This is a genomic window from Streptomyces paradoxus (genome assembly GCF_014202475.1).
Lineage (GTDB): Bacteria > Actinomycetota > Actinomycetes > Streptomycetales > Streptomycetaceae > Streptomyces > Streptomyces paradoxus.
On the sequence record NZ_JACHGV010000005.1, the window covers coordinates 125,245 to 146,177 of the forward strand.

At 72.1% G+C, this 20,933-nt stretch carries 23 protein-coding genes and 1 tRNA gene; 8 read left to right on the forward strand and 16 right to left on the reverse strand.

Translation table 11 applies throughout. The features are described from left to right. Positions 1 to 19 precede the first annotated feature (19 nt). The 4 genes from HNR57_RS18200 to HNR57_RS18215 all read right to left on the reverse strand — a co-directional run bounded on the left by HNR57_RS18200 (position 20) and on the right by HNR57_RS18215 (position 3,801). Positions 20 to 751: a nucleotidyltransferase family protein gene (locus tag HNR57_RS18200; protein WP_184561061.1), complete on the reverse strand. Its 732-nt coding sequence runs from the start codon at positions 749 to 751 to the stop codon at positions 20 to 22. Between the two features lie 99 nt (positions 752 to 850). Further along, the gene (locus tag HNR57_RS18205) at positions 851 to 1,300 is read right to left on the reverse strand and encodes a hypothetical protein (protein WP_184561062.1); all 450 of its coding nucleotides are present in this window, start codon (positions 1,298 to 1,300) and stop codon (positions 851 to 853) included. Between the two features lie 218 nt (positions 1,301 to 1,518). Next, positions 1,519 to 2,607: an ABC transporter ATP-binding protein gene (locus HNR57_RS18210; RefSeq protein WP_031105478.1), complete on the reverse strand. Its 1,089-nt coding sequence runs from the start codon at positions 2,605 to 2,607 to the stop codon at positions 1,519 to 1,521. Between the two features lie 225 nt (positions 2,608 to 2,832). After that, positions 2,833 to 3,801 (reverse strand): helix-turn-helix transcriptional regulator, encoded by a 969-nt coding sequence (locus HNR57_RS18215; protein WP_184561063.1) that lies wholly within the window; start codon positions 3,799 to 3,801, stop codon positions 2,833 to 2,835. Between the two features lie 100 nt (positions 3,802 to 3,901). On the opposite strand from HNR57_RS18215, the gene HNR57_RS18220 reads away from it, so the two are divergent. Together HNR57_RS18220 and HNR57_RS18225 are read left to right on the forward strand one after the other, a co-directional pair. Then, complete coding sequence (locus tag HNR57_RS18220) at positions 3,902 to 4,354, forward strand: DUF3224 domain-containing protein (RefSeq protein WP_184561064.1); 453 nt, start codon at positions 3,902 to 3,904, stop codon at positions 4,352 to 4,354. A gap of 57 nt (positions 4,355 to 4,411) precedes the next feature. Further along, positions 4,412 to 4,485 (forward strand) — tRNA-Thr (locus HNR57_RS18225). Positions 4,486 to 4,539: 54 nt separating this feature from the next. On the opposite strand, the gene HNR57_RS39585 is transcribed toward HNR57_RS18225, so the two are convergent. Both HNR57_RS39585 and HNR57_RS18235 read right to left on the reverse strand, forming a co-directional pair. Next, positions 4,540 to 5,190 (reverse strand): L,D-transpeptidase, encoded by a 651-nt coding sequence (locus HNR57_RS39585; protein ID WP_184561065.1) that lies wholly within the window; start codon positions 5,188 to 5,190, stop codon positions 4,540 to 4,542. Further along, positions 5,180 to 5,689 carry a SigE family RNA polymerase sigma factor gene (locus HNR57_RS18235; protein ID WP_184561066.1) on the reverse strand — a complete coding sequence of 170 codons (510 nt, stop codon included), beginning with the start codon at positions 5,687 to 5,689 and terminating at the stop codon, positions 5,180 to 5,182. The genes HNR57_RS39585 and HNR57_RS18235 overlap by 11 nt, the downstream gene beginning before the upstream one ends. Before the next feature lie 149 nt (positions 5,690 to 5,838). Between HNR57_RS18235 and HNR57_RS18240 the strand changes: the two genes are divergently transcribed. Further along, complete coding sequence (locus tag HNR57_RS18240) at positions 5,839 to 6,222, forward strand: SH3 domain-containing protein (RefSeq protein ID WP_184561067.1); 384 nt, start codon at positions 5,839 to 5,841, stop codon at positions 6,220 to 6,222. Between the two features lie 71 nt (positions 6,223 to 6,293). Here HNR57_RS18240 and HNR57_RS18245 read toward each other — a convergent pair whose 3' ends face one another. Genes HNR57_RS18245 through HNR57_RS18255 form a run of 3 tightly spaced genes read right to left on the reverse strand, consistent with a single transcriptional unit; the run spans position 6,294 to position 9,447 of the window. Further along, entirely contained in the window at positions 6,294 to 7,217 is a 924-nt protein-coding gene (locus tag HNR57_RS18245) for an aminoglycoside phosphotransferase family protein (RefSeq protein WP_221342676.1), read from the reverse strand. A 41-nt stretch (positions 7,218 to 7,258) separates the two neighbouring features. Beyond that, entirely contained in the window at positions 7,259 to 8,242 is a 984-nt protein-coding gene (locus HNR57_RS18250; RefSeq protein ID WP_184561069.1) for a zinc-binding dehydrogenase, read from the reverse strand. A gap of 44 nt (positions 8,243 to 8,286) precedes the next feature. After that, positions 8,287 to 9,447, reverse strand: coding sequence for an NAD(P)-binding protein (locus HNR57_RS18255; protein WP_184561070.1), 1,161 nt, complete (start codon positions 9,445 to 9,447; stop codon positions 8,287 to 8,289). A 129-nt stretch (positions 9,448 to 9,576) separates the two neighbouring features. Between HNR57_RS18255 and HNR57_RS18260 the strand changes: the two genes are divergently transcribed. Next, positions 9,577 to 10,254 carry a pentapeptide repeat-containing protein gene (locus HNR57_RS18260; RefSeq protein ID WP_184561071.1) on the forward strand — a complete coding sequence of 226 codons (678 nt, stop codon included), beginning with the start codon at positions 9,577 to 9,579 and terminating at the stop codon, positions 10,252 to 10,254. A 24-nt stretch (positions 10,255 to 10,278) separates the two neighbouring features. Here the strand turns inward: HNR57_RS18260 and HNR57_RS18265 are convergent, their stop codons facing one another. Next, entirely contained in the window at positions 10,279 to 10,779 is a 501-nt protein-coding gene (locus HNR57_RS18265) for a hypothetical protein (RefSeq protein WP_184561072.1), read from the reverse strand. 7 nt (positions 10,780 to 10,786) lie between these two features. Here HNR57_RS18265 and HNR57_RS18270 point away from each other — a divergent pair, with 7 nt between their 5' ends. After that, positions 10,787 to 12,277 carry a M1 family metallopeptidase gene (locus HNR57_RS18270; RefSeq protein ID WP_184561433.1) on the forward strand — a complete coding sequence of 497 codons (1,491 nt, stop codon included), beginning with the start codon at positions 10,787 to 10,789 and terminating at the stop codon, positions 12,275 to 12,277. 105 nt (positions 12,278 to 12,382) lie between these two features. Here HNR57_RS18270 and HNR57_RS18275 read toward each other — a convergent pair whose 3' ends face one another. Then, positions 12,383 to 12,958 (reverse strand): TerD family protein, encoded by a 576-nt coding sequence (locus HNR57_RS18275; RefSeq protein ID WP_033312269.1) that lies wholly within the window; start codon positions 12,956 to 12,958, stop codon positions 12,383 to 12,385. A 160-nt stretch (positions 12,959 to 13,118) separates the two neighbouring features. Between HNR57_RS18275 and arfB the strand changes: the two genes are divergently transcribed. Then, positions 13,119 to 13,556 carry an alternative ribosome rescue aminoacyl-tRNA hydrolase ArfB gene (gene arfB, locus HNR57_RS18280; protein ID WP_184561073.1) on the forward strand — a complete coding sequence of 146 codons (438 nt, stop codon included), beginning with the start codon at positions 13,119 to 13,121 and terminating at the stop codon, positions 13,554 to 13,556. Here arfB and HNR57_RS18285 read toward each other — a convergent pair. Beyond that, on the reverse strand, positions 13,553 to 14,020 hold the full coding sequence (locus tag HNR57_RS18285) for a GNAT family N-acetyltransferase (protein WP_184561074.1): 468 nt from the start codon (positions 14,018 to 14,020) through the stop codon (positions 13,553 to 13,555). The two genes, arfB and HNR57_RS18285, sit on opposite strands and share 4 nt — an antisense overlap. Before the next feature lie 47 nt (positions 14,021 to 14,067). After that, complete coding sequence (locus HNR57_RS18290; RefSeq protein ID WP_184561075.1) at positions 14,068 to 14,652, reverse strand: flavin reductase family protein; 585 nt, start codon at positions 14,650 to 14,652, stop codon at positions 14,068 to 14,070. A gap of 336 nt (positions 14,653 to 14,988) precedes the next feature. Here HNR57_RS18290 and cdgB point away from each other — a divergent pair, with 336 nt between their 5' ends. Both cdgB and HNR57_RS18300 read left to right on the forward strand, forming a co-directional pair. Continuing rightward, positions 14,989 to 16,647, forward strand: a complete 1,659-nt coding sequence (gene cdgB / locus HNR57_RS18295; protein WP_184561076.1) for a diguanylate cyclase CdgB — start codon at positions 14,989 to 14,991, stop codon at positions 16,645 to 16,647. Between the two features lie 117 nt (positions 16,648 to 16,764). Beyond that, positions 16,765 to 17,697, forward strand: a complete 933-nt coding sequence (locus HNR57_RS18300) for a carbohydrate-binding protein (protein ID WP_184561077.1) — start codon at positions 16,765 to 16,767, stop codon at positions 17,695 to 17,697. A gap of 9 nt (positions 17,698 to 17,706) precedes the next feature. Here HNR57_RS18300 and HNR57_RS18305 read toward each other — a convergent pair whose 3' ends face one another. From HNR57_RS18305 to HNR57_RS18315, 3 genes are all read right to left on the reverse strand, one after another. Next, positions 17,707 to 18,636 carry a 1-phosphofructokinase gene (locus HNR57_RS18305; RefSeq protein ID WP_184561078.1) on the reverse strand — a complete coding sequence of 310 codons (930 nt, stop codon included), beginning with the start codon at positions 18,634 to 18,636 and terminating at the stop codon, positions 17,707 to 17,709. A 120-nt stretch (positions 18,637 to 18,756) separates the two neighbouring features. Continuing rightward, a complete protein-coding gene (gene nagA, locus HNR57_RS18310) occupies positions 18,757 to 19,968 on the reverse strand; it encodes an N-acetylglucosamine-6-phosphate deacetylase (protein WP_221342678.1) in 1,212 nt (403 codons plus the stop codon). Then, a complete protein-coding gene (locus tag HNR57_RS18315; protein WP_184561080.1) occupies positions 19,968 to 20,909 on the reverse strand; it encodes an ROK family protein in 942 nt (313 codons plus the stop codon). Before HNR57_RS18315 ends, nagA begins: the two co-directional genes overlap by 1 nt. Positions 20,910 to 20,933 lie beyond the last annotated feature (24 nt).

The window sequence follows — 20,933 nt, forward strand, 5'->3', positions numbered from 1 at the left end:
AGCACACCGCACGCCGCGGTCAACGCCCCAACGCCGCCAGTTCCTTCGCCGCCTCCGTCAGGTCCTTCGCCGTGTCGATGGCCCGCCAGTACGACCCCTGGGGGATCGTGAACCCGGCGAGGCGCCGCTCACGGGCCAGATGAGGAAACGTGGTCCGCTCATGGTCCCCCCGGTGCGGCAGCAGCCCGGCGAACTCGGGGGAGAAGACGTACACGCCGGCGTTGATCTCGAAGGTCGACGGGGGCGCCTCGATGAAGTCGGTGATCCGCCCGAACCCGTCGGTCTGCACCGCCCCCCACGGCAGCCTCGGCCGCGCCAGCGCCAGCGTCGCGACGGCATCGCGCTCGGCGTGGAAGTCGGCCATGTCCCGCAGCGAGAACCGGGTCCAGATGTCGCCGTTCGTCGCGTACCAGGGCTGGTCGGGGTGGGGGAGATGCGCCGCGGCGTACTTGAGGCCGCCGCCGCGCCCGAGCGGCTCCGACTCGACGACCGTCGTGACGGAGACGGGCAGCTCGGCCGTCTCCAGCCACTTCTGCAGGACCTCGGCGAGATGGCCGCAGGAGACGACGACGTCCGTCACACCCTCGTCGGCGAGCCAGGACAGCTGATGGCCGATGATCGGCGTCCCCGTCCCGGGGATCTCGACCATCGGCTTGGGCCGGTCGTCGGTGTACGGACGCAGCCGGGAGCCCTGGCCACCGGCCAGAACGACGGCTTGAACGGGGCGGGACGCGGCGCTCGGATCGCTCATGGACACGAACTGTACGTGGCGTCCCGCCCGGGACAGCGGCCGGCGAGCGTTCGGGCGCCGGCCGTCAGGGACTTCCCACCCGGTGGCAGGGCTGTGCGCTCAGCTGTGCGCGGCGGCGACGCCGGTGGCGAAGGCGGTGTCGCACACCGGGCGCGCGTAGGACTGGGCGCGGGTCGGGCCGTAGACCCGGACGGCTGCCTGGCCGAGGGCGCGGGCGATGGACGCGCAGTGCTTCGCCAGCGACGGGCGGCCGTTGACGGCCTGCTGGAGGTGGGTGAGGGCGACGCCCGGGTCCTCCTCCTGCAGTTCGGTCAGGAGCCTGTCGCGCAGGATGTCCTGGGGTGCGCGCTTGGCGGCCCGTGGGGTGCCCACAGAGGTGTCCGCGGCGGTGAGCACCGGGTCGGTGGAGTTCCCCGACCAGTTGACTCGGGTGACCGCGAGGGTCCCGGAGAGCACCAGGACGACGGGCAGGACGAAAGCGAGGGTGCGGCCGATCCGGCGGACGGGGCCCTGGCCGCGTCGCGTCTGTTGGTTCATGGAGTGCTTCACGCGTGTGAGGGTAGCGCCCGGTAATGGTTTGTAGACATTTAGTCACCGGTTCGGGGGATGAGAGAGTGCCACTTTCTGGGTAAGGCGTTGACGCACAGAGCTCGAAACGTCCGGTCTGCCGGGGTATTTGTCGACAACGAGAAGGGCCCCGCAGCACGCTGCGGGGCCCTCTTCGTCAACCTGGGTGATTCACCCGGGGTTGTGCGTTTCCTGGTTGATCAGTCGGACAGGCGCGCACCGGTCGACGTCGAGAACACGTGGGTCTCGCCGGAGCGGGGCACGACGTGCAGCTGGCTGCCCTTCTCCGGGACGTCACGGCCGCTGACGCGGACGACGAGGTCCTTGGAGTCGTCGCCGACCTTGGCGGTGCCGTAGACGTACGCGTCGGCGCCGAGCTCCTCGACGACGTTCACCGTGACCGCGAGGCCCAGCTCGGCGTCCGCGCCGGCCACCTCGAAGTGCTCGGGGCGGACGCCGACGGTGACGGTCTTGTCGGTGGCGGCGGCGATCGCGTCACGCTGCACCGGCACGACCGACTTGCCGAACTTCACGCCGCCGTCGGTGATCGGCACCTCGACGAGGTTCATCGCCGGGGAGCCGATGAAGCCGGCCACGAAGAGGTTGGCGGGCTTGTCGTACATGTTGCGCGGGGTGTCGATCTGCTGGAGCAGACCGTCCTTGAGGACCGCCACGCGGTCGCCCATCGTCATGGCCTCGACCTGGTCGTGGGTGACGTAGACGGTGGTGATGCCCAGGCGGCGCTGGAGCGAGGCGATCTGCGTACGCGTGGACACACGGAGCTTGGCGTCCAGGTTGGACAGCGGCTCGTCCATGAGGAACACCTGGGGCTCACGCACGATGGCGCGGCCCATGGCGACACGCTGGCGCTGACCGCCGGAGAGGGCCTTCGGCTTGCGGTCCAGGTAGTCGGTGAGGTCGAGGATCTTCGCGGCCTCCTCGACCTTCTGCCGGATCTCCGCCTTGTTGACGCCGGCGATCTTGAGCGCGAAGCCCATGTTGTCGGCGACGGTCATGTGCGGGTAGAGCGCGTAGTTCTGGAACACCATGGCGATGTCCCGGTCCTTCGGCGGCAGGTGCGTGACGTCGCGGTCACCGATGCGGATGGCTCCGCCGTTGACGTCCTCCAGGCCCGCGAGCATGCGCAGCGAGGTGGACTTTCCGCAGCCGGAGGGGCCGACGAGGACGAGGAACTCGCCGTCCTCGATGTCGATCTCCAGCGCGTCGACGGCGGGCTTGGTGGAACCCGGGTAGATCCGGGTCGCCTTGTCGAACGAGACAGTGGCCATGGTGAATGAACCCCTTCTACCGGCAGGAACGTGCCGGACGATCCGAGTAGGAAGGCGGTGCCACGACGGTCTTCCGTTGTGGTGTAGTCCACGCGAGTGAACTGGCTCAGGACGGTACCTGGCGTTCACACGTCTGTCAGTAGTTCCGGGCCTGTGAACTTCGCGGAAATTTTCGAAGCGGCACGCTACGGCCGACCGGACCTGTTCACCGCTGTCCGAGCCTGCTCACGGCTGTCCGTACCGGTCGGCCAGCGCCGCCACCTCCCGGGCCACGGCCTGCCGGAGCCCGGGAGGGCCGAGCACCTCCGCCTCCGCGCCGAGCCGGAGCAGGTCTCCCACGGCGACCGCCTCCGACTCCACGGTCAGCTCCACCTCCACCCAGCCGTCCCCGTCGGGCGGCCCCGCGCTGCCCAGGGCCCGTACGCCCGCCGCGCCGAACTGCATCGGCAGCAGCCGCCGCGCGCGGGGTGAGACGCGCAGCCGGGCGGTGCCCTGGTGCAGGGCGGCCTCCAGTCGCCGGGAGGACTCGGCCCAGTAGGCGGCCAGGTCGAACCCGGCGGGGCGCTCGAAGACCTCCCCCGTGTCCTCGACGGACAGCACGCGCGACACCCGGTAGGTCCGTACGGCCTCCTCGGCGAGCGCGATCAGGTACCAGATGCCGCCCTTCAGGACGAGGCCAAGCGGCCGCACCTCCCGGTGCACCTCGCCGCGCCAGCGCCGGTAGTGCAGCCGCAGTGCCCGCCGTTCCCACACGGCCGCCGCCACGGCCTCCAGACACGGCACGGGGTCGGCCTCCCGGAACCAGGCGGGCGCGTCCAGGTGGAACCGCTCCTGGACCCGCCGGGCCTGCGAGGACAACCCGGCGGGCAGGGCCGCCTGGACCTTCAGCTGGGCGCTGGCCAGGACCGCCCCCAGCCCCAGGTCCCGGGCGGGCCCGGGCATCCCGGCGAGGAACAGCGAACCGGCCTCGGCGTCGGTCAGGCCGGTGAGCCGCGTCCGGTACCCGTCGACCAGCCGGTAGCCGCCCTCGGGCCCCCGGTCGGCACACACCGGCACACCGGCCGCCCCGAGCGCCTCGACGTCCCGGTAGACCGTCCGCACCGACACCTCCAGCTCGGCGGCGAGCTCGGGTGCGGTCATCCGCCCGCGGTTCTGGAGCAGCAGGAGCAGGGAGAGGAGCCGGTCGGCGCGCATGGGGCCATTGTCGGGCGTCCGTCGCCGTACCTGACAGGAGATGTCAGGTACGGCGTCGAGGCTGGTGGAGGACATCAGCCCCGGCCGAAAGAGGACCACCATGCCCGGCACCCGCACCACCACCGGTCACTTCACCTTCGCCGACTGGCAGGAACGCGTGATCGGCCCCGGCGAGGACGCGAACCCCCGCCTCGCCCACGCCTCCGTCCGGAACACCTTCACGGGCGGCATCGAGGCGGCCGGTACGAACTGCGAGTACACGATCGTCTACGTCACCGCGAAGACCGGCTCCTTCAGCGGCATGGAACTCTTCACCGGCCGCGTCGAGGGCCGTGAGGGGAGCTTCGCGGTGGAGGAACGGGGGTTCTTCGGCGAGGACGGCACCGTGCACTGCACCTTCCAGGTGGTGCCGGGGTCGGGGAGCGGGGAGCTGACCGGCCTCACGGGAGAGGGCGACTTCACCGCACGGCACGGTGAGCCGTCGGTGGCGTACCGCTTCGCCTACGAGGTGGCGGAGGAGTCCGCCCGGACGGAACTTCGTGGCTCGGCGTAACAGGCTCTGTGTACAGTGGTGCCGCCCTCGCGCACGACAACCCGGCGCACGGCACCCGCCTCCTTAGCTCAGCTGGCCAGAGCAACGCACTTGTAATGCGTAGGTCGTCGGTTCGAATCCGACAGGGGGCTCCCTTGGAACCCCAGGTCAGATGCTGTCTGACCTGGGGTTTCGCATGCTCGGCCTCAGCCCGGGGCCGGGCCTGTGCGGCTGATGCGGATGACGTCGCCGGGCCGCAGCAGCTCGTAGCACCACTTCGCGTCCGCCGAGCGCAGGCCGATCCAGCCGTGTGTGACGTCGCGCTCGCCGGGGGCCTGCTCGTTGAAGGTCAGGGCGACGAGGTAGTTGGTCGTGCCGTCGGCGGCCCGCAGCTCGACCACCCAGCGCATGGCGACGTCGTACTCCTCGCCCAGGCCGACGGTCGCGCCCGGCAGGCGCCGTTCGGGGTACTTGGCGACGACGGTCATCCGGCCGGTCGGCGTCGGATGCTGGGCGGTGCCGCCGGATACGGGCAACCGGCGCCCCGACAGGGTGAGTTCGTGTTGCGTGAGGTCGACCGTCGCCGTTGCCTGCCGCTGAGGTGGTGACGGCCGTGGAGGCGCGCCGGCGCTCGCGGCGGTTGGTGGTGCGGGGCGGGCGCCGTCGTGACCGGTGAACGCCACCGCCAGACCACCGGCGAGGGCCAGCGCGACGGCGGCGGCCCCGCCCGCGTAGGCCGCACGGCGCCGGCGCCCACGGCGCTCGGCCAGCCGTCTGATCTCCTGCGCCGGCACCGACGGGGCGGCACGGTGCCGGTCGGCGACCTCGTGCAGCAGGTCGGAGAGGTCATCGGACACGGTCGCCCTCCTTCTCACCGCTGTTCCGCCCGGGGTCGAGGTGCACGGCGAGCGCGGCCCTGCCGCGGGACAGGCGGGCCTTCACCGTTCCCACGGCCGCGCCGGTCTCGGAGGCCACCTGTTCCACGCTCATGTCACACAAATGGTGCAGAACGATCGCGGTGCGCTGTGCCTGCGGCAGCCTGCGCAGGGCCTGGACCAGCGCGGTGTGCTCCGGGCCGGGTCCCGGGACATGCTCGGGGGCCGCGTGGTGGCGCACCAGCTCCAGCCAGCGCCGGGCACGCCGCCAGCGGCTGACCGCGAGCCGTACCGCGACCGTACGCACCCACGCCTCAGGGGCCTCGTCGGCCAGCATCTCGCGCCGCCGGTCCCAGGCGCGCACGAACGCTTCCTGGACGACGTCCTGCGCCTCTGCCAGATCCCCCGTCACGGCGTAGACCCGCCCGACCAGCCGCGGGAAGGCCGAGGCGTAGAAGATGTCGAACTCCTCCTCCGTCATGCCCCGTTGCGCCCCCGTGTGGTCCCCGCCCGGAAGTCCGGGAAAAGAAGTCCGTATCCGCTGCAACCCGACTGCCGTGCCGTGCGTACAGGTGACGTACATGGAAGCACAGGCAGCGAGTTGCGCGTGATCGAAGGAGACGGACGACGATGCAGCGTTTCACCTCACGTTCGCGGATCAAGCTCATGACGGCGGCGGCCGCGGCGATCCTCGTCGGGGCCGGTACGGCGGCTCCGGCGGTCGCCGCGCCGGACCAGCAGGCCGAGCGGGCCGCCGCGACCGTGCGTGCCAACCAGACGGTCGTCACCTGGATCAACGGCAACGTGCGGGTCGGTCCGGCGGTGGGCTACCGGATCGCCTACACGGTCGCGGCGAACCAGAGCCTCAGCGCCGAATGCTGGCTCGTGGGCGGCCCTGTCACCGCCAACGGCATCAGCCACGACAAGTGGGTGCTGCTGTCGGACGGCAACTACATCTGGGGCGGCCTGCTCAAGGGCAACGAGGTGGGCAACGTGTCCAAGCCCTGCTTCTGACGGACCGGCACCGTGCCGCGGTACGACGAGGGGGGTACCGCGGCACGGGGCTGTTCGCTGCCCCTCCCGCGTCAGAGGCCGCGACCGCGCAGCCGCCGGGCGATCTCCAGCTGGGCGTCGTCGACGGGCCGGGTGTCCTCGATGTCCCACAGGGTGTTCTGGAGGAGGCGGGCGAGGGTCCAGGCGCGGGCTCGGGGGCGGTCCAGGGCGAGGATGTCGGTCATGGCGTCGAAGCGCCAGAGGATGTCGTCGGGGTCGTAGCGGTTGTCCAGGGCGGGCCACAGTTCGAAGCCGGGGTCGCCCGCGAGGGGCTTGGGGTCGATCGCGAGCCAGGGGGCGCGGTCGGAGGCGAGGACGTTCTCGTCGTGGAGGTCCCAGTGGAGGAGGCGGTCGCCCGGCTCGTCCACGACCTCGCGCAGCGCGGCCGCGCAGTCGGCGACGAGGCGGCGGGCCTCCGGGTCGGGGATGCGGGCGAGGGCCCAGGGGGTCTGGTCGAGCATGCCGCGGGCGATGTCGCCGAGGCGGCGCATGCCGGGCGGGGCCGGGAAGGACGTGAGGTGGGCCAGGAGCTCGGCGATGGTGACCACGGCCTCATGGGTGTCCGGCAGGCGGGACAGCATGCGGGTTTCGTCGAGGCGTTCCAGCAGCATGGTGCCGGTGGGTTCGTCGTGGTCGAGGAGGCGGACGGCTCCGTCGCCGTTCCAGGCGCGCAGCGCGACCGGTTCGCCCTCGCTCTCCTCGTCGAGGATCTGCAGCTTGAGGACCGCGCGGGTGCCGTCGGCGCAAAGGACCGGGAGGACCAGGGCGCAGACGCCGTGCATGGGTGGTCCGTCGGGTCCGAGGTCCCAGTGGTCGAGGAAGCGGGCCGCCTGCTCCGGCAGTCCGGCGATGAAGGCGCGGCCCGCTTCTCCGTTGAACTTCTCCTGTGATGCCGCCAGTTCCCGGGGAATGTCGATCACTCTCGGCACGGTAGTGGGGCGCGCCGGGTGGGGCATGCGATTTTGCCGGGGCGTACCAGCCTGGTCGCCGGGGCCGGTCAGGGCTCCAGGACCACCTTGCCGGTCGTGCCGCGGGTCTCCAGCGCCCGGTGCGCCGCCGCCGCCTCGCTCAGCGGGTAGCGCTGTACGGCCGGGGTGAGCCGGCCGGACGCGGCCTCGGCGAGGGCCCGCAGTTCCAGGGTGCGGACCGGGTCGGGTCCGCCCGCCTTCCCCAGCATCACCGGGCCGAGGACCTCCTCGGAGACACCCTCGACGAGGTAGGGCCCGCCGTTCCGGATGCCCTCGCCGGACCAGCCGAAGACGATGTGCTTGCCGCCCGGGCCGAGGAGGGCGACGGCCTCGCGGGCGACGTCGCCGCCGACGCCGTCGAAGACGACGGTCGCGGTCCGGCCGCCGAGGTGCGCGCGGACCTTCGCGGGCCAGGCGGGGTCCTTGTAGTCGACGGCGAGGTCGGCGCCGCCCGCCTGCACCCGGGCGGTCTTCTCCGGCCCGCCCGCGAGTCCCACGACGTGCGCCCCGGCGTTCTTGGCGTACTGCACGAGGAGCGTGCCGAGGCCTCCGGCGGCGGCCGGGACGATGACCACCGAGCCGGGGCCGAGCTCGGCGAACTGCAGGATCCCCATCGCCGTACGGCCCGTGCCGATCATGGCGACGGCCTCGGCGAAGTCCAGGTTCCCGGGGATCTCGTGCAGGCGCTCGACATCGGTGACGGCCAGTTCGGCGTAGCCGCCCGGGACGAAGCCGAGGTGGGCGACGACCCGCTTGCCGCGCCACACCTCGGCCACACCCTCGCCCAGGGACTCCACGACACCGGCGACCTCGCGGCCGGGGATGGTCGGCAGCGGCGCCGGCTCGGCCGCCGGGCCGCCCGGCATGCCCTCGCGCAGGGCGGCGTCCAGGAGGTGGACGCCCGCCGCGCGTACGGCGATACGGACCTGGCCGGGGCCCGGCAGGGGGTCCTCGACCCGCTCGTAGGTGAGGTTCTCGGCCGGGCCGAAGGCGTGCAGGCGGACGGCGTGCATGGCGACTCCTCTGTAAGGGCGTTCGACGTGACCAGTCTTCAACCTCAAGCTCGCTTGAGGTCAACCTCGTGCCGGCCGAGGGCCAGGGAGACCGCCGTCAGGGCGCTGTTGAAGGACACCTCCGACAGCACGCCGGGGGCCGCGACCTGGTCGCCGGCGAGGTAGACCCCGTCGCCCCGGTCCACGGCCGGCCGGTCGCGCCAGCTGGTGCCGGGCGGATCGACCGCGCCCGTACGGCCGTTGGCCACCGACCCGCGCCGCCAGGTGACCCGCTCGCGCCAGCCCGGGAAACCCAGGTCGAGCAACTGCTCGGCGCGGGCGGTGCCGTCGGCCTTCGACTCGTGCGGGGCGATGGGGATCTGGCCCTGGATCAGCTGCTCACCGGCCGGGGCGAGACTGCGGTCCTGGGCGGTGAACCGCTCCAGCCAGCCGGGCGCGTCCAGGTCGGAGACCGCGAAGGCATCTCCGCGCCGAGTGCGTACGGCCAGGTCGACGAGGGCGGTACGGCCGCTCGGCCAGGTCAGGGAGTCGTCGCCGAGCAGGCGGCGGGCGGCGTCGAGGGAGGTGGCGACGACGACCGGCGTGTCGGTGGGGAGCGTGTCGACGCGGGACAGCGTCTCCATCCGGACGCCCAGGTTCCAGGCGCGGGCGGCCATCCGGTCGATGACGCTCGCCCAGCCGCCGCGCGGGTAGTGCGCCTCGGGCGGCAGCTTGGTGGCGCGGCGCAGCCGTTCCTGCACGAACGCGGCCGACAGCGACCCGGGATCGTGGTGGAACAGGGCGACCGCCGAGTAGTGCGCGGCTGCCCGGGCCCCCTCCTCGCCGGCGATGCCGGTCGCCCAGGTCAGGAAGTCGGCGTCGACGGGTGCCTGCCGGGCCGTCGGGCGCAGCAGCTTCAGCATCGGGAAGGGCGGGGTGCGGCGCAGCACGCCCTGGTGCCGCAGCCGGAGCCGGGCCGCCTCCAGGGGCGGGAGCGGGGCGAGCGGCCCGATGAGGTCGCGCTGCTTGAGCCAGGCCCAGTGCGGGCCGCCGTTGTAGAGGGCGTGCGGGCCCTCGTTGGTGCGGTACGGGCCCTCGGCGGTGCGCGCCCGGCCGCCGAGCGTGTGGTGGGCCTCGTGGATGGTGACCCTGGCGCCCGCCTCGGCAGCGGTGATGGCCGCGGTCAGTCCGGCGAAGCCGCCGCCGATGACGGTGATGCGGTGCATGACTGTGGATCTCCCTCGGGTTGGGGTGGCCTTCTGGGAGTACGACCGATCGAGGGCGCCGGAATGTGACATCACCGGTGTCCGCGCAGGTCAGGGCCGGTTGTCAGCGGTGGGGTGCAGCATGGGGGCATGGCGAGGAGAGCGGCGGGCGGTACGGGTGTGAAGGGCGCGCGGCGACCGGAGGTGCGGCTGCCGGTGCTGGAGCCGTACGAGGGCGGCGGGCTGGAGCCGGACGGGGACTACGACGGGCTGGACTTCCGCGAGGCCGACCTCGCCGGGCAGGACGGCTCGGGCGCCCGTTTCATGGACTGCGCGCTGACGGGCTGCGTGCTGGACGAGACCCGGCTGCGGCACACCCGGGTCCTGGACTCCACCCTCACCGGCGTCCGCGGCGTAGGCACCGACCTCGCCGAGGCGACCCTGCGCGACGTGGAGCTGACCGATGCCCGGCTCGGCGGACCGCAGCTGCACGGGGCGGTGCTGGAGCGGGTGCTGATCCGCGGCGGCAAGATCGACTATCTGAACCTGCGCACGGCCCGGCTCAGGGACGTCGTCTTCCAGGGCTGCGTGCTGGTCGAGCCGGACCTCGGCGGTGCGCGCCTGGAGCGCGTGGAGTTCGTGGACTGCGCGCTGAAGGGCGCCGACTTCCACGCGGCGACCCTCACGGACGTCGACCTGCGGGGCGCCGCTTCCCTGGAGATCAGCCGGGGGCTGGACCGGCTGTCGGGGGCGGTGATCAGCACCGCACAGCTGCTGGACCTCGCGCCCGTGCTGGCCGCGCAGTGGGGGATCCGCGTGGAGGACTGACCGGGGCGGTGTTCACGGCGGCGTTCACGGCAGACGGGGGAAGCGGGCCTGGAGGGTCCAGATCGCCGGGTTCTCCGCGAGGTCGTCGTGCAGGTCGGTGAGGTCGGCGATCAGGTCGTGCAGGAAGTCCCGTGCCTCGCGGCGCAGTTCGCTGTGGGAGACGGTGAGTGCGGGCTCCTCCGCGCGCATCCAGTCGGCCTCGATGTCCACCCAGCCGAAGCGGCGCTCGAACAGCATCCGGTCCGTCGACTCGGTGAAGTCGAGTTCCGCCCGCTGCGGCCGGGAGGCCCGTGAACCCGCCGGATCCCGGTCGATCCGCTCCACGATGTCGCACAGCGCCCACGCGAAGTCGAGCACCGGCACCCATCCCCAGGCTGTGGACACCTCGTGATCCGTCTTGGTGTCCGCCAGGTAGACGTCCCCGCAGAACAGGTCGTGCCGCAGCGCCCGGACGTCCGCGCGGCGGTAGTCGGTCTGCGGCGGGTCGGGGAAGCGGTTGGAGAGGGCGTAGCCGATGTCGAGCACGGAGGTGATGGTGTCACGCGCCCGTAGGATCGCGACCGTGGCCCGTTCCGCACGCCTTGTCCCCACCCCGTCCGCAGCGACCCGGCCCGCAGCCACTCGGCCCGCCTCCGCGCTGCCCCTCTCCGCTCTGCTCGCCTCCGCTCTCCTCCTCACCGCCTGCGGCGGCGGAGTGCACGGCACCCCGGGCGGCTCCGGCGTCCGCGACCCCTACTTCCCGAAGGCGGGCAACGGCGGCTACGACGTCTCCCACTACGGTCTGCGCCTCGCCTACGACCCCGTCGCCCACCAGCTCACCGGCACGGCCGCCCTCACCGCCCGCGCGACCAAGGACCTCTCCGCCTTCAACCTCGACCTGCTCGGCATGGAGGTCGAGAAGATCACCGTCGACGGCGAGACGGCCCGCTGGAACCGCGCCGGGCAGGAGCTCACCGTCCGCCCGCGGGAGGATCTCGACCGGGACGAGACGTTCCGTGTGACGGTCCGCTACGCGGGCGCACCCGAGACCGTCACGGACCCGGACGGCTCCCAGGAGGGCTGGCTGCGCACCACCGACGGGGCGCTCGCGCTGGGCGAGCCGACCGGGTCGATGGCGTGGTTCCCCGGCAACCACCACCCCTCCGACAAGGCGGCGTACGACCTCACGGTGACCGTGCCGGAGGGGCTGCGGGCCGTGTCCAACGGGGAGTTTCGGAGCGAGACGACCGCCCGGGGGCGTACCACGTCCACCTGGCACACGGCACGGCCGATGGCGAGCTACCTCGCGACGGTCGCGATCGGCCGCTTCGCCGTCAGCCGGTCCACGGCCGGGAACCTGCCCGTGTACACGGCCGTCGATCCGGCCGAGGCGGCGGCGAGCCGGCCCGTGCTCGGGCGGCTGCCCGAGGTGCTGCGGTGGGCCGAGCGGCGGTTCGGGCCGTACCCGTTCTCCTCCACGGGCGCGATCGTCGACAGCGCGGCGTCCGTCGGCTACGCCCTGGAGACCCAGAGCCGGCCGGTGTTCCCGGGGGCGCCCGACATCACGCTCCTCGTCCACGAGCTCGCCCACCAGTGGTACGGCGACTCGGTCTCGCCGGAGAGCTGGCGGGACATGTGGCTCAACGAGGGCTTCGCTACGTACGCGGAGTGGCTGTGGGAGGAGGACCACGGCGGTGACAGCGCGCAGGAGATGTTCGACGCGGTGTACTCCGGCGAGCACTTCGACACGGAGGAGGCGGAGGAGGAGATCTGGGAGTTCCCGCCGGCGGACCCGCCGAGCGCCGCGCGGATCTCCGACCCGCCGGTGTACTGGCGGGGGGCGATGGTGCTGCAGAAGGTGCGACAGGCGGTCGGGGACGACCGGTTCTTCTCGATCCTGAAGGGGTGGGCGGCCGAGTACCGGTACGGCAACGCCGACACCGCCGACTTCACGGCCTACGTCGAGAAGCGGGCGCCCGGGGAGGACTTGGAGGGGGTCTGGGAGGACTGGCTGTACGGGGACGGGAAGCCGGAGCAGCCCTGAGCCCTCACCCAGGGACGTCCATCGGCACAGCCCGCGCCCCTGAGGCGAAGCCCCCCGGCCGGTCTCCGGCCCGGGGGGCTTCCCCGCGAAACGCTCAGGCGTCCGTCAGACGTTCACGCCGAAGTCCTGGGCGATGCCGACCAGGCCCGAGGCGTAGCCCTGGCCGACCGCGCGGAACTTCCACTCCGCGCCGTTGCGGTAGAGCTCGCCGAAGACCATGGCCGTCTCCGTGGCCGCGTCCTCCGACAGGTCGTAGCGGGCGATCTCCGCGCCGCCGGCCTGGTTGACGATGCGGATGTAGGCGTTGCGGACCTGGCCGAAGTTCTGGCTGCGGTTCTCGGCGTCGTAGATCGAGACCGGGAAGACGATCTTGTCGATGTCGGCCGGGAGGGCGGCGAGGTTGACGTTGATCGCCTCGTCGTCGCCGGCGCCCTCACCCGTGCGGTTGTCGCCCGTGTGGACGATGGTGTTGTCCGGCGTCTGCTTGTTGTTGAAGAACACGAAGTGGGCGTCCGAGTAGACCTTGCCCTGCGTGTTGACCGCGATCGCCGAGGCGTCGAGGTCGAAGTCCGTGCCGGTGGTGGTGCGGACGTCCCAGCCGAGGCCCACGGTGACGTCGGTCAGGCCCGGAGCCTCCTTGGTGAGCGAGACGTTGCCACCCTTGGACAGGCTTACAGCCATTGTTGGGAGTCCCTTCCCTCGTTTACGTGCGGCAAAGAAGCTGCGGCACCGAAGCTACAGCTACCCCCATGAACGTGGAGAGGGGTACGCGAGGTTCCAGCTCCTTTACTTTCTTTACCCGCGATTATTCGGGTGACGTGGACGGGACAGGAACGGGAACATGGACGGCATGTCCGGTCCTCATGTCATCCGCGGCTCCGTCTCCCTGCCCGAGGCCGAGCTCATGTGGCGTTTCTCGCGGTCGTCGGGGCCGGGCGGGCAGCACGTCAACACCAGCGACTCCAAGGTCGAGCTGAGCTTCGACCTGGCGAAGACCGAGGCGCTGCCCGCGGTGTGGAAGCAGCGGGCCCTGGAGCGGCTGGCCGGGCGCCTGGTCGACGGGGTCGTCACCGTACGGTCCTCCGAGCACCGCTCCCAGTGGCGCAACCGCGAGGCCGCGGCCGTACGCCTCGCCGCGCTCCTGGCCGAGGCCACCGCACCCCCGCCCCGGCCCCGCAAGCCCACCCGGATCCCCCGGGGCATCAACGAGCGGCGGCTGCGGGAGAAGAAGCAGCGCTCGGAGACGAAGCGGGGGCGCTCCGCGCGGGACTGGGGCTAGGCCAGCTCCAGCAGTCCCACCGTCTGGCCTCCGCTGTTCTCCCCGTCCGGGCGGAAGCCGAGGCCCAGGTAGAAGCCCTCCGGGCCGTTCGGGCCCGGGTGCCAGGTCACGTAGAACTTCTCGGTGCCGCGGCGGCGCAGCTCGGCGGCGACGGACTCGACGGCGAACCGGCCGTACCCCCTGCCCTGCTCACCGGCCGCGATGTTCAGCCGCCACAGGCCCGAGCGGATCTCGCTGCCGTCCCCGTACCAGTCGATGCCGAGGCAGGCCATCAGGAAGCCGACCGGGCGGTCGCCGTCCAGGATCAGGCGGGGCCAGGCGATGCCGGGATGCACGTAGGCCTCGGCGAGGGACTTCACGACCGGGGCGACCGCGTGCTCCTGGTCGGGGCGGACGCGGATGCCGAGGGCGGCGTCGAGATTCGCGGCGGTGATCTCTTCGAGGCGCGGGCCGGTCGTGGTCATGCGCGCACCCTAGGCAGGCCGTCCGTGCCCGGGCCAGCGGGATTTCCTCAGCCCAACTGCCGGTAGCGGCCCCGGAAGTACGCGAGCGGCCCGCCCTCCGCGCTCGGCACCCGGGCCGTCAGGACGCGGCCGATGACCAGTGTGTGGTCGCCCGCCCGGACGCGCTGCTCGGTGCGGCACTCCAGGACGGCCAGCGCGCCGCCGACCAGCGGGGCGTCGGTGTACTCGCCGCGCGTGTACGGGATGTCGGCGAACAGCAGCCGGTCGCTGACCCGGCCCTTCATCGCGAAACGGCCCGCGATGTGCCGCTGGCTCTCGGAGAGGACCGAGACCGCCCACAGCTCCTGCTCCTCCAGCAGTTCGTCCATGCGGGAGCCGTTGCGCAGGCTCACCAGCACCAGGGGCGGGTCCAGGGACACCGACATGAAGGCCGTGGCCGTCATGCCCACGTCCTCGACATCCGGCGCCGAGGGGTCGTCCGGGTCGAGCGAGGGCTCCTGCGCGGTCACCAGGACCACACCCGAGGCCAGCCGGGACATGGCGGCGCGGAACTCGTCGTTGCTCACCCCCTCAGCATGCCCGGAGGCGGGCGACGGAATGATCGGGGACGTGACAGCGGGAGTGTTCGGCACGCCGGAAACGCTAATGTCCGCCCCGCACGCCCCGCATCGGACTCCCGCCCGATCACGGTCCTAGGACTCCCGACCGACCCGGGTGGCCTCCGGGAAGAACGAAGGAAAAACATGTGCGCAACCTGACAAACTTTGCGTTCGGTAGACGCACGTGAAGAACGCAGAAACTCCACTCAATTGTTCAGGTTTGCCTGTGACTTGAGTCACAAGGGGCAGGAATTGTTGACCCTGTGTACCGAGTGAGCAGCGCGCTGTGATTCAGTGGCTGGGAAGCTGCCAGGACGATACGCCGACGAGACCCTTGAATCGCTGCGAGTACTCGGGGGGAGGGCGAGCATGGAGACCGAGTCGGAGCCCTACGTCCGTCTTGCGTCCCTGCGACAACTGCACCAGGTCATGGCCGACATGAACACGGCCCGCAGCCTGGCGGACACACTGCAGACCGTCGCGGAGGGCGTCGTGGCGGCCCTCGGGTACGAGCTGGCGTGCGTGAACCTCGTACGGCCGGACGGCGACCTCGTCGTCGCCGCCTTCGCCGGGAACCCCGCCGCCGAGGCCCTCATCACCGGCCGTGTCGGCTCGCGCGAGTCCTGGGAACGCAGGCTGAGCATGGGCGAGCACTGGGGCGACCTGGTGTTCATACCGCACACCGAGGGCTGGGTCCTCGACGACGACGACGTCCCGCAGTGGTACACCGACGGCCCCGCCCCCCGCTTCGAGGACGAGTGGCACCCGGCCGACCGCCTCTTCGCCCCCATGTACGCGCCCGCCCCGAAGGGCAGCGGTACGTGCGGCGAGCTGATCGGCGTGCTCTCCGTGGACCGGCCGCGCAACGGCCGCCGGCCCGGAGCCTGGGGCCGCGAGGCCCTCCAGATGTACGCCTTCCAGGCCGCCATCGCCATCAGCAACGCCCGGCTGCGCGCCAACATGCAGCGCGCCCTCGTCCGGCTGGAGCGCGAGCAGCAGGCGCTGCGGGCGAGCGAGGAGAGCTTCCGGCAGGCCTTCGAGTACGCGCCGTCCGGCATGGCCATCGCCGAGATGGGCGGCGACCAGCACGGCCGGATCCTGCGCACCAACGACGCGCTGTGCCGGCTGCTGGGCCGCCCCGCCTCCGCGATGCGCCGCTACTCGTTCTCCGACCTGGTCCACCCCGAGGACATAGGCACCCTGCTGCGCACCTCGGCGGAGGGCGGGCGCGCGGAGCTCCGCCTCGGCCGCCGCGACGGCACGTACGTCTGGGTCAGCCTGCGCAACAGCGTGGTCGCGGACGCCGCCGACGGGCCCCGCTTCCTCCTCACCCACGTCGAGGACATCGAGGAGCGCAAGCGCCGCGAGCTCCAGCTCGCCCACCGCGCCTCGCACGACTCGCTCACCGGCCTGCCGAACTCCGCGGAGCTGCGCTCGCGGCTGTCCTCCCGGCTCTGTCAACGCGCGTCGTCCCCGCACACCGCCGTCGAGTCCGTCGACGCGGCCTACGGCCACCCCGCCTTCGACGTGGTCGGGCCCGGCTTCGACTTCCGGCAGGGCACCGAGCCGTACGAGGCCTACGACCACCACGTGCACACCGTCGCGCCGGACGGGAACCACGACGACGGCACCAAGGGGCTCGCGGTGCTCTTCTGCGACCTCGACGGCTTCAAGTCGATCAACGACCGGTTCGGGCACAACGCGGGTGACGCGGTTCTCATCGAGGTCGCCCGGCGGCTCAGCAACGGCGTCCGCGACGGGGACACGGTCGCCCGGCTCGGGGGTGACGAATTCGTCATCCTGGCCGACGGGCTCGGCCGCGCCGACGCCCAGGACCTCGCGGTCCGGCTGCGCAACGAGATCATTCAGCCCATCCGTGCCGAGGGGCGGGCCGTCCGGGTGGGCGCCAGCTTCGGCATCGGATGGGCACACTGTGGAATGACGGCGGACGAAGTGTTGAAATCCGCTGACGAGCGGATGTACGTCGAGAAACGATCTCGTCCCAAACAACACAGACGCGCCGGGTGAAGCCCAGGTCAGTGAGTTGATGCGGTCTGAGTCACCCGTTTGGGTCTCTGGGAGCGGGTAGGCTCGCTTACTCACCCGTGTACCGCATGCACCGCACCTGACTGAGGAGACCAAGGGATGACGCCCGGCAACAACGGCGCGAGCACGCCCGAGGACGACGACCCGTTCGGCTATCTCTACGCCGACGGGCAGGCCAACGGAGCCCAGCCGCCGTCCGGGGGCTACGGCTACCCGAACTCGGTCAACCGGGTGCGCGCGGTCGGCACGCGCCAGTACGGCCAGCAGCCGCAGAACACCCAGACGGCGCCGTACGGCCAGGTCCCGCAGCAGGGCACGTACAGCCAGCCGAACGCGCACTACGCCGCGCCGGAGACGCTGCCGGGCGGCGCGCAGACCGCGCAGCACGCGACCCCGGCGGGCGGCGGCGGCCGGGGTGGCCGCGGCCCCAACACCAAGGGCCTGCTGATCGGCTCGATCGCGGTGGTCGCCGCGGTGGTGATCGGCATCGGCGTGGTCATGCTGGGCGGCGACAAGGACAAGGACGACGCGTCCGACAAGGTGGGCACGAGCCCGACCCAGTCCGAGGAGTCGAAGCCGAGCCCTTCGACCACGAAGGCCGGGGCGGCCCAGCAGGAGCTCCCCGAGACCGACGCGAAGGCCCTGCGGCTCAGCCCCGGCATGACGACGGCGTCGGAATTCAAGGGCGCCAAGGCCGACGGCGGGGTCTATGTGACGGGCTTCAACCAGGTCGGTGCCAAGGTGACCTGGACGGTCGACGGCATCGAGAAGGCCGGCAGCTACCGCCTCTACGTGCGCTACGGCATCCCGGGCGTGGACGCCAATGCCACGCTGGTGGTCAACGGCGACACCCAGGACCGGCCCGTCAACATGAAGAACTTCGGCGGTCTGCCCAAGGGCGACTGGGACAAGGGCTGGCAGGAGACGTGGTCCAACGTCAACCTGACCAAGGGCACCAACACGATCGAGATCGCCTGCAACGAGGGCAACCAGTGTGACGCGGTCCTCGACCAGCTCTGGCTGCAGAAGTGACTGCTCCGCTCACGCCGCGCTGACCTCCCCCGACACCGTCACCCTCGCCAGCAGCTCCTCGTACACCCCCCGGTCGAACTCCCCGGCCACCGGTGCCCGCACCGTCGCTGCCGCCAGGGCCGTTGCCCGGGCCAGGCGGTCCGGCCAGGGGAGGTGTTCCACCAGACCCGAGAGCAGGCCTGCCACTGCCGCGTCGCCCGCGCCTGTGGGGTTGCCCCGTACGGGCGTCGGTGGGGTCGCTCGCCAGCGGCCCTCTCGGGTGGCGGCGAGGAGGCCATCGGGGCCGAGGGAGGCGACCACCGCGCCCGCGCCCCGGCGGCGGGCGTCCTGGGTGGCGCGCAGCGGTTCGTGGGAGCCGGTCAGCTCCGCCAGTTCGTCGGCGTTCGGCTTGATGATGTCCGGGCGGGCCGCGACGCCCCGGCGCAGCGGCTCGCCGCTGGTGTCCAGGAGGACCGGGATCCCGGCGGACCTGGCCGTCCGGACCAGGCCCGCGTACGCGCCCACCGGCACGCCCGGCGGCAGGCTGCCGCACAGGGCCACCGCCGACGCGGCAGCCAGCAGGTCCCCGTAGGCCTCCTGGAACGCCGACCACTCGCCGGGCGTGACCATCGGGCCCGGTTCGTTCAGCTGGGTGGTGTCGCCGGTGCGCTCGTCGACCACGGCGACCGTGCGGCGGGTCGCGCCCGCGAGGGGGACCAGCGCGTCCACCACGCCCGGTACCGCCGCGAGCTTCTCCCGCACGACCCGGCCCGTCGCCCCGCCCGTGAACCCCGTCACCGTCACCTCGTGCCCGAGGGCCGCGAGCACCCGGGCCACGTTGACGCCCTTGCCGCCGGGGCGCTCCGTCACCTCGGAGACGCGGTGCGAGGCGTGCGGCCTGAGGGACCGTACGCGGTAGGTGATGTCGAGAGCGGTGTTCAGCGTGACCGTGAGGATCACCTGGGCCGACCTCCCCCGATGTGCTTGCCGACATGAACGTGCAGGTAGCCCGATCATGCCAAAGAGACGGCGGCCGGCCCAGTCCTGGAGTCGGCCACCGTCTCTCGACTGGGGGATGGATCAGCCCAGTTGGGGACCGACCACCCATTCACCCCGGCGCATCACGCCCTTCAACTCGTACGCGGAGTCCAGGATCAGCAGGTCGGCGTATTTTCCGGGCTCCAGTGAGCCGATCGTGTCGGCCATGCCGAGCAGTCGGGCCGGGGTGGCGGACAGGGCCGTCACCGCGTCCTCGACGGACAGGCCGTCGACCGTGACCGCCCGCTTGAAGGCGCGGTCCAGCGTGAGGGTCGAGCCGGCGATCGTGCCGTCCTCCACCAGCCGGGCCACGCCGTCCGCGACCTCCACCTCCAGCGGGCCCAGCCAGTAGCGTCCGTCGCCGAAACCGGCCGCGTCCATCGCGTCCGTGATGAACGCGACGCGGTCCGCGCCCGCGTGGTGGAACGCCAGTTGCAGCGCGGCGGGGTGCAGGTGTGTGCCGTCGTTGATCAGCTCGACGGTGACCCGGTCGTCCTCCAGGAGGGCGGCGATCGGGCCGGGGGAGCGGTGGCCGAGCGGCGGCATCGCGTTGAAGAGGTGCGTGGCGACGGTGGCGCCCGCGTCGATGGCCTCGACCGTCTGCTCGTACGTGGCGTCCGTGTGGCCGATCGCCGCGATCACGCCGTGGTCGGCGAGGAGGCGTACGGAGTCCAGGCCGCCGGGGAGTTCGGTGGCCAGCGTGAGCATCCTGGCCTGGCCCCGGGCCGCGTCGATCAGCTTGCGGACGTCCGCGGGGTGGGGGTCGCGCAGGAGGGCCTCGGAGTGGGCGCCCTTGCGGCAGGGGGAGATGAACGGCCCCTCGAAGTGGACGCCGGCGATCTCGCCCTGTTCGGCGAGTTCGCTCAGCAGGCCGGCGCGCCGGGTGAGGAAGTCCATGTCGCCGGTGACGGTGGAGGCGACCAGGGTGGTCGTGCCGTGCAGGCGGTGGGTGTGGATGCCCTTGAGGATGTCGTCGACCGAGCCGGAGGTGAAGGAGGCTCCGCCGCCGCCGTGGTTGTGCAGGTCGACGAAGCCGGGGATCACGTAGTGGTCTGTTACGTCGATGACCTGGGCGTTTTCGGGGACGGTGGGGGCGATGCGGGTGCCGTGGACGGCCAGGCGGCCGTTTTTGACGGTGCCGGTGGGGAGTACCACTGTCGCGCCGGTGAGGACCGTGGGGGTTCCCGATGTTGCGGGGTGCGGGTGATTCGTGGCTGGTAGCGCAGTTCCCCGCGCCCCTGGGGCATCGGTCATCAGGGCGTTACCTCCATGCGGTCGGTCGATGCCAGAAGATCCCAGGCCAGTAGACCCGCCCCGAGACAACCTGCACTGTCACCGAGCGCCGCCGGTACGAGTGTCGGCTGTTTCTGGAAGGTGATGCGGCGGCCGATGGCCTCACGCAGGGGTGCGAACAACGTCTCTCCCGCCTCCGCCAGCCCGCCGCCGATGATCAGAGTGCGGGGGTCCAGCAACGTCAGGGCCGTGACCAGGCCGTCGGCCAGAGCGTCCACCGCCTGCTGCCAGACCGCCCCCGCCTTCGGGTCGCCGGAGTCCACCGCTTTCGCGCAGTCCGCCGCGTCCGCGTCCGGGTCGCCGGAGGCCGTGGCCCAGGCCTCGCTGACGGCCGCCGCCGAGGCGAAGCGCTCCAGGCAGCCGCGCTGTCCGCACGGGCAGGGGGATCCGCCGGGGCGTACGACGATGTGGCCGATCTCGCCCGCGAAGCCGTGCGCGCCCGCCTCGACCCGGCCGTCGACGCCGATGGCACCCGCGATGCCGGTGCCCAGGGCCACGAACAGGAACCGGTCCGCGCCCCGGCCCGCACCGACCCGGCCCTCGGCGAGGCCGCCGGTGCGCACGTCGTGGCCGAGGGCGACCGGGACGCCCAGCCGCTGCGTCAGCAGGTCGCGCAGGGGGACGTCACGCCAGCCGAGGTTCGCCGCGTATACGGCGACGCCCTGTGCCTCGTCGACGATGCCGGGGACGGCCACGCCGGCGGCGGACGCGGGCTGGCCGAAGTGCTCGGCGCCGTAGGCGTGCAGCTCGGCGGCGAAGCCGAGGATGCCCGCGACGACGGCGTCCGGCCCCTGGGCGCGTCCGGTGGCCCGGCGGGCCCGGTGCAGCACCTCGCCCCCCGGTCCGGCCAGGGCGGCCTTCATTCCGGTGCCGCCCACGTCGAGGGCGATGACATGTCTCACGGAACCAGTGTGACCCGGGGACCC

Bases quoted from the DNA above. Each gene is read 5' to 3' on its own strand.
- HNR57_RS18200 (WP_184561061.1), bottom strand. From the start codon at position 751: ATGAGCGATCCGAGCGCCGCGTCCCGCCCCGTTCAAGCCGTCGTTCTG.
- HNR57_RS18210 (WP_031105478.1), bottom strand. From the start codon at position 2,607: ATGGCCACTGTCTCGTTCGACAAGGCGACCCGGATCTACCCGGGTTCC.
- HNR57_RS18215 (WP_184561063.1), bottom strand. From the start codon at position 3,801: ATGCGCGCCGACCGGCTCCTCTCCCTGCTCCTGCTGCTCCAGAACCGC.
- HNR57_RS18220 (WP_184561064.1), top strand. From the start codon at position 3,902: ATGCCCGGCACCCGCACCACCACCGGTCACTTCACCTTCGCCGACTGG.
- HNR57_RS18235 (WP_184561066.1), bottom strand. From the start codon at position 5,689: ATGACGGAGGAGGAGTTCGACATCTTCTACGCCTCGGCCTTCCCGCGG.
- HNR57_RS18240 (WP_184561067.1), top strand. From the start codon at position 5,839: ATGCAGCGTTTCACCTCACGTTCGCGGATCAAGCTCATGACGGCGGCG.
- HNR57_RS18245 (WP_221342676.1), bottom strand. From the start codon at position 7,217: ATGCCCCACCCGGCGCGCCCCACTACCGTGCCGAGAGTGATCGACATT.
- HNR57_RS18250 (WP_184561069.1), bottom strand. From the start codon at position 8,242: ATGCACGCCGTCCGCCTGCACGCCTTCGGCCCGGCCGAGAACCTCACC.
- HNR57_RS18255 (WP_184561070.1), bottom strand. From the start codon at position 9,447: ATGCACCGCATCACCGTCATCGGCGGCGGCTTCGCCGGACTGACCGCG.
- HNR57_RS18260 (WP_184561071.1), top strand. From the start codon at position 9,577: ATGGCGAGGAGAGCGGCGGGCGGTACGGGTGTGAAGGGCGCGCGGCGA.
- HNR57_RS18270 (WP_184561433.1), top strand. From the start codon at position 10,787: ATGGTGTCACGCGCCCGTAGGATCGCGACCGTGGCCCGTTCCGCACGC.
- HNR57_RS18275 (WP_033312269.1), bottom strand. From the start codon at position 12,958: ATGGCTGTAAGCCTGTCCAAGGGTGGCAACGTCTCGCTCACCAAGGAG.
- arfB (WP_184561073.1), top strand. From the start codon at position 13,119: ATGGACGGCATGTCCGGTCCTCATGTCATCCGCGGCTCCGTCTCCCTG.
- HNR57_RS18285 (WP_184561074.1), bottom strand. From the start codon at position 14,020: ATGACCACGACCGGCCCGCGCCTCGAAGAGATCACCGCCGCGAATCTC.
- cdgB (WP_184561076.1), top strand. From the start codon at position 14,989: ATGGAGACCGAGTCGGAGCCCTACGTCCGTCTTGCGTCCCTGCGACAA.
- HNR57_RS18300 (WP_184561077.1), top strand. From the start codon at position 16,765: ATGACGCCCGGCAACAACGGCGCGAGCACGCCCGAGGACGACGACCCG.
- nagA (WP_221342678.1), bottom strand. From the start codon at position 19,968: ATGACCGATGCCCCAGGGGCGCGGGGAACTGCGCTACCAGCCACGAAT.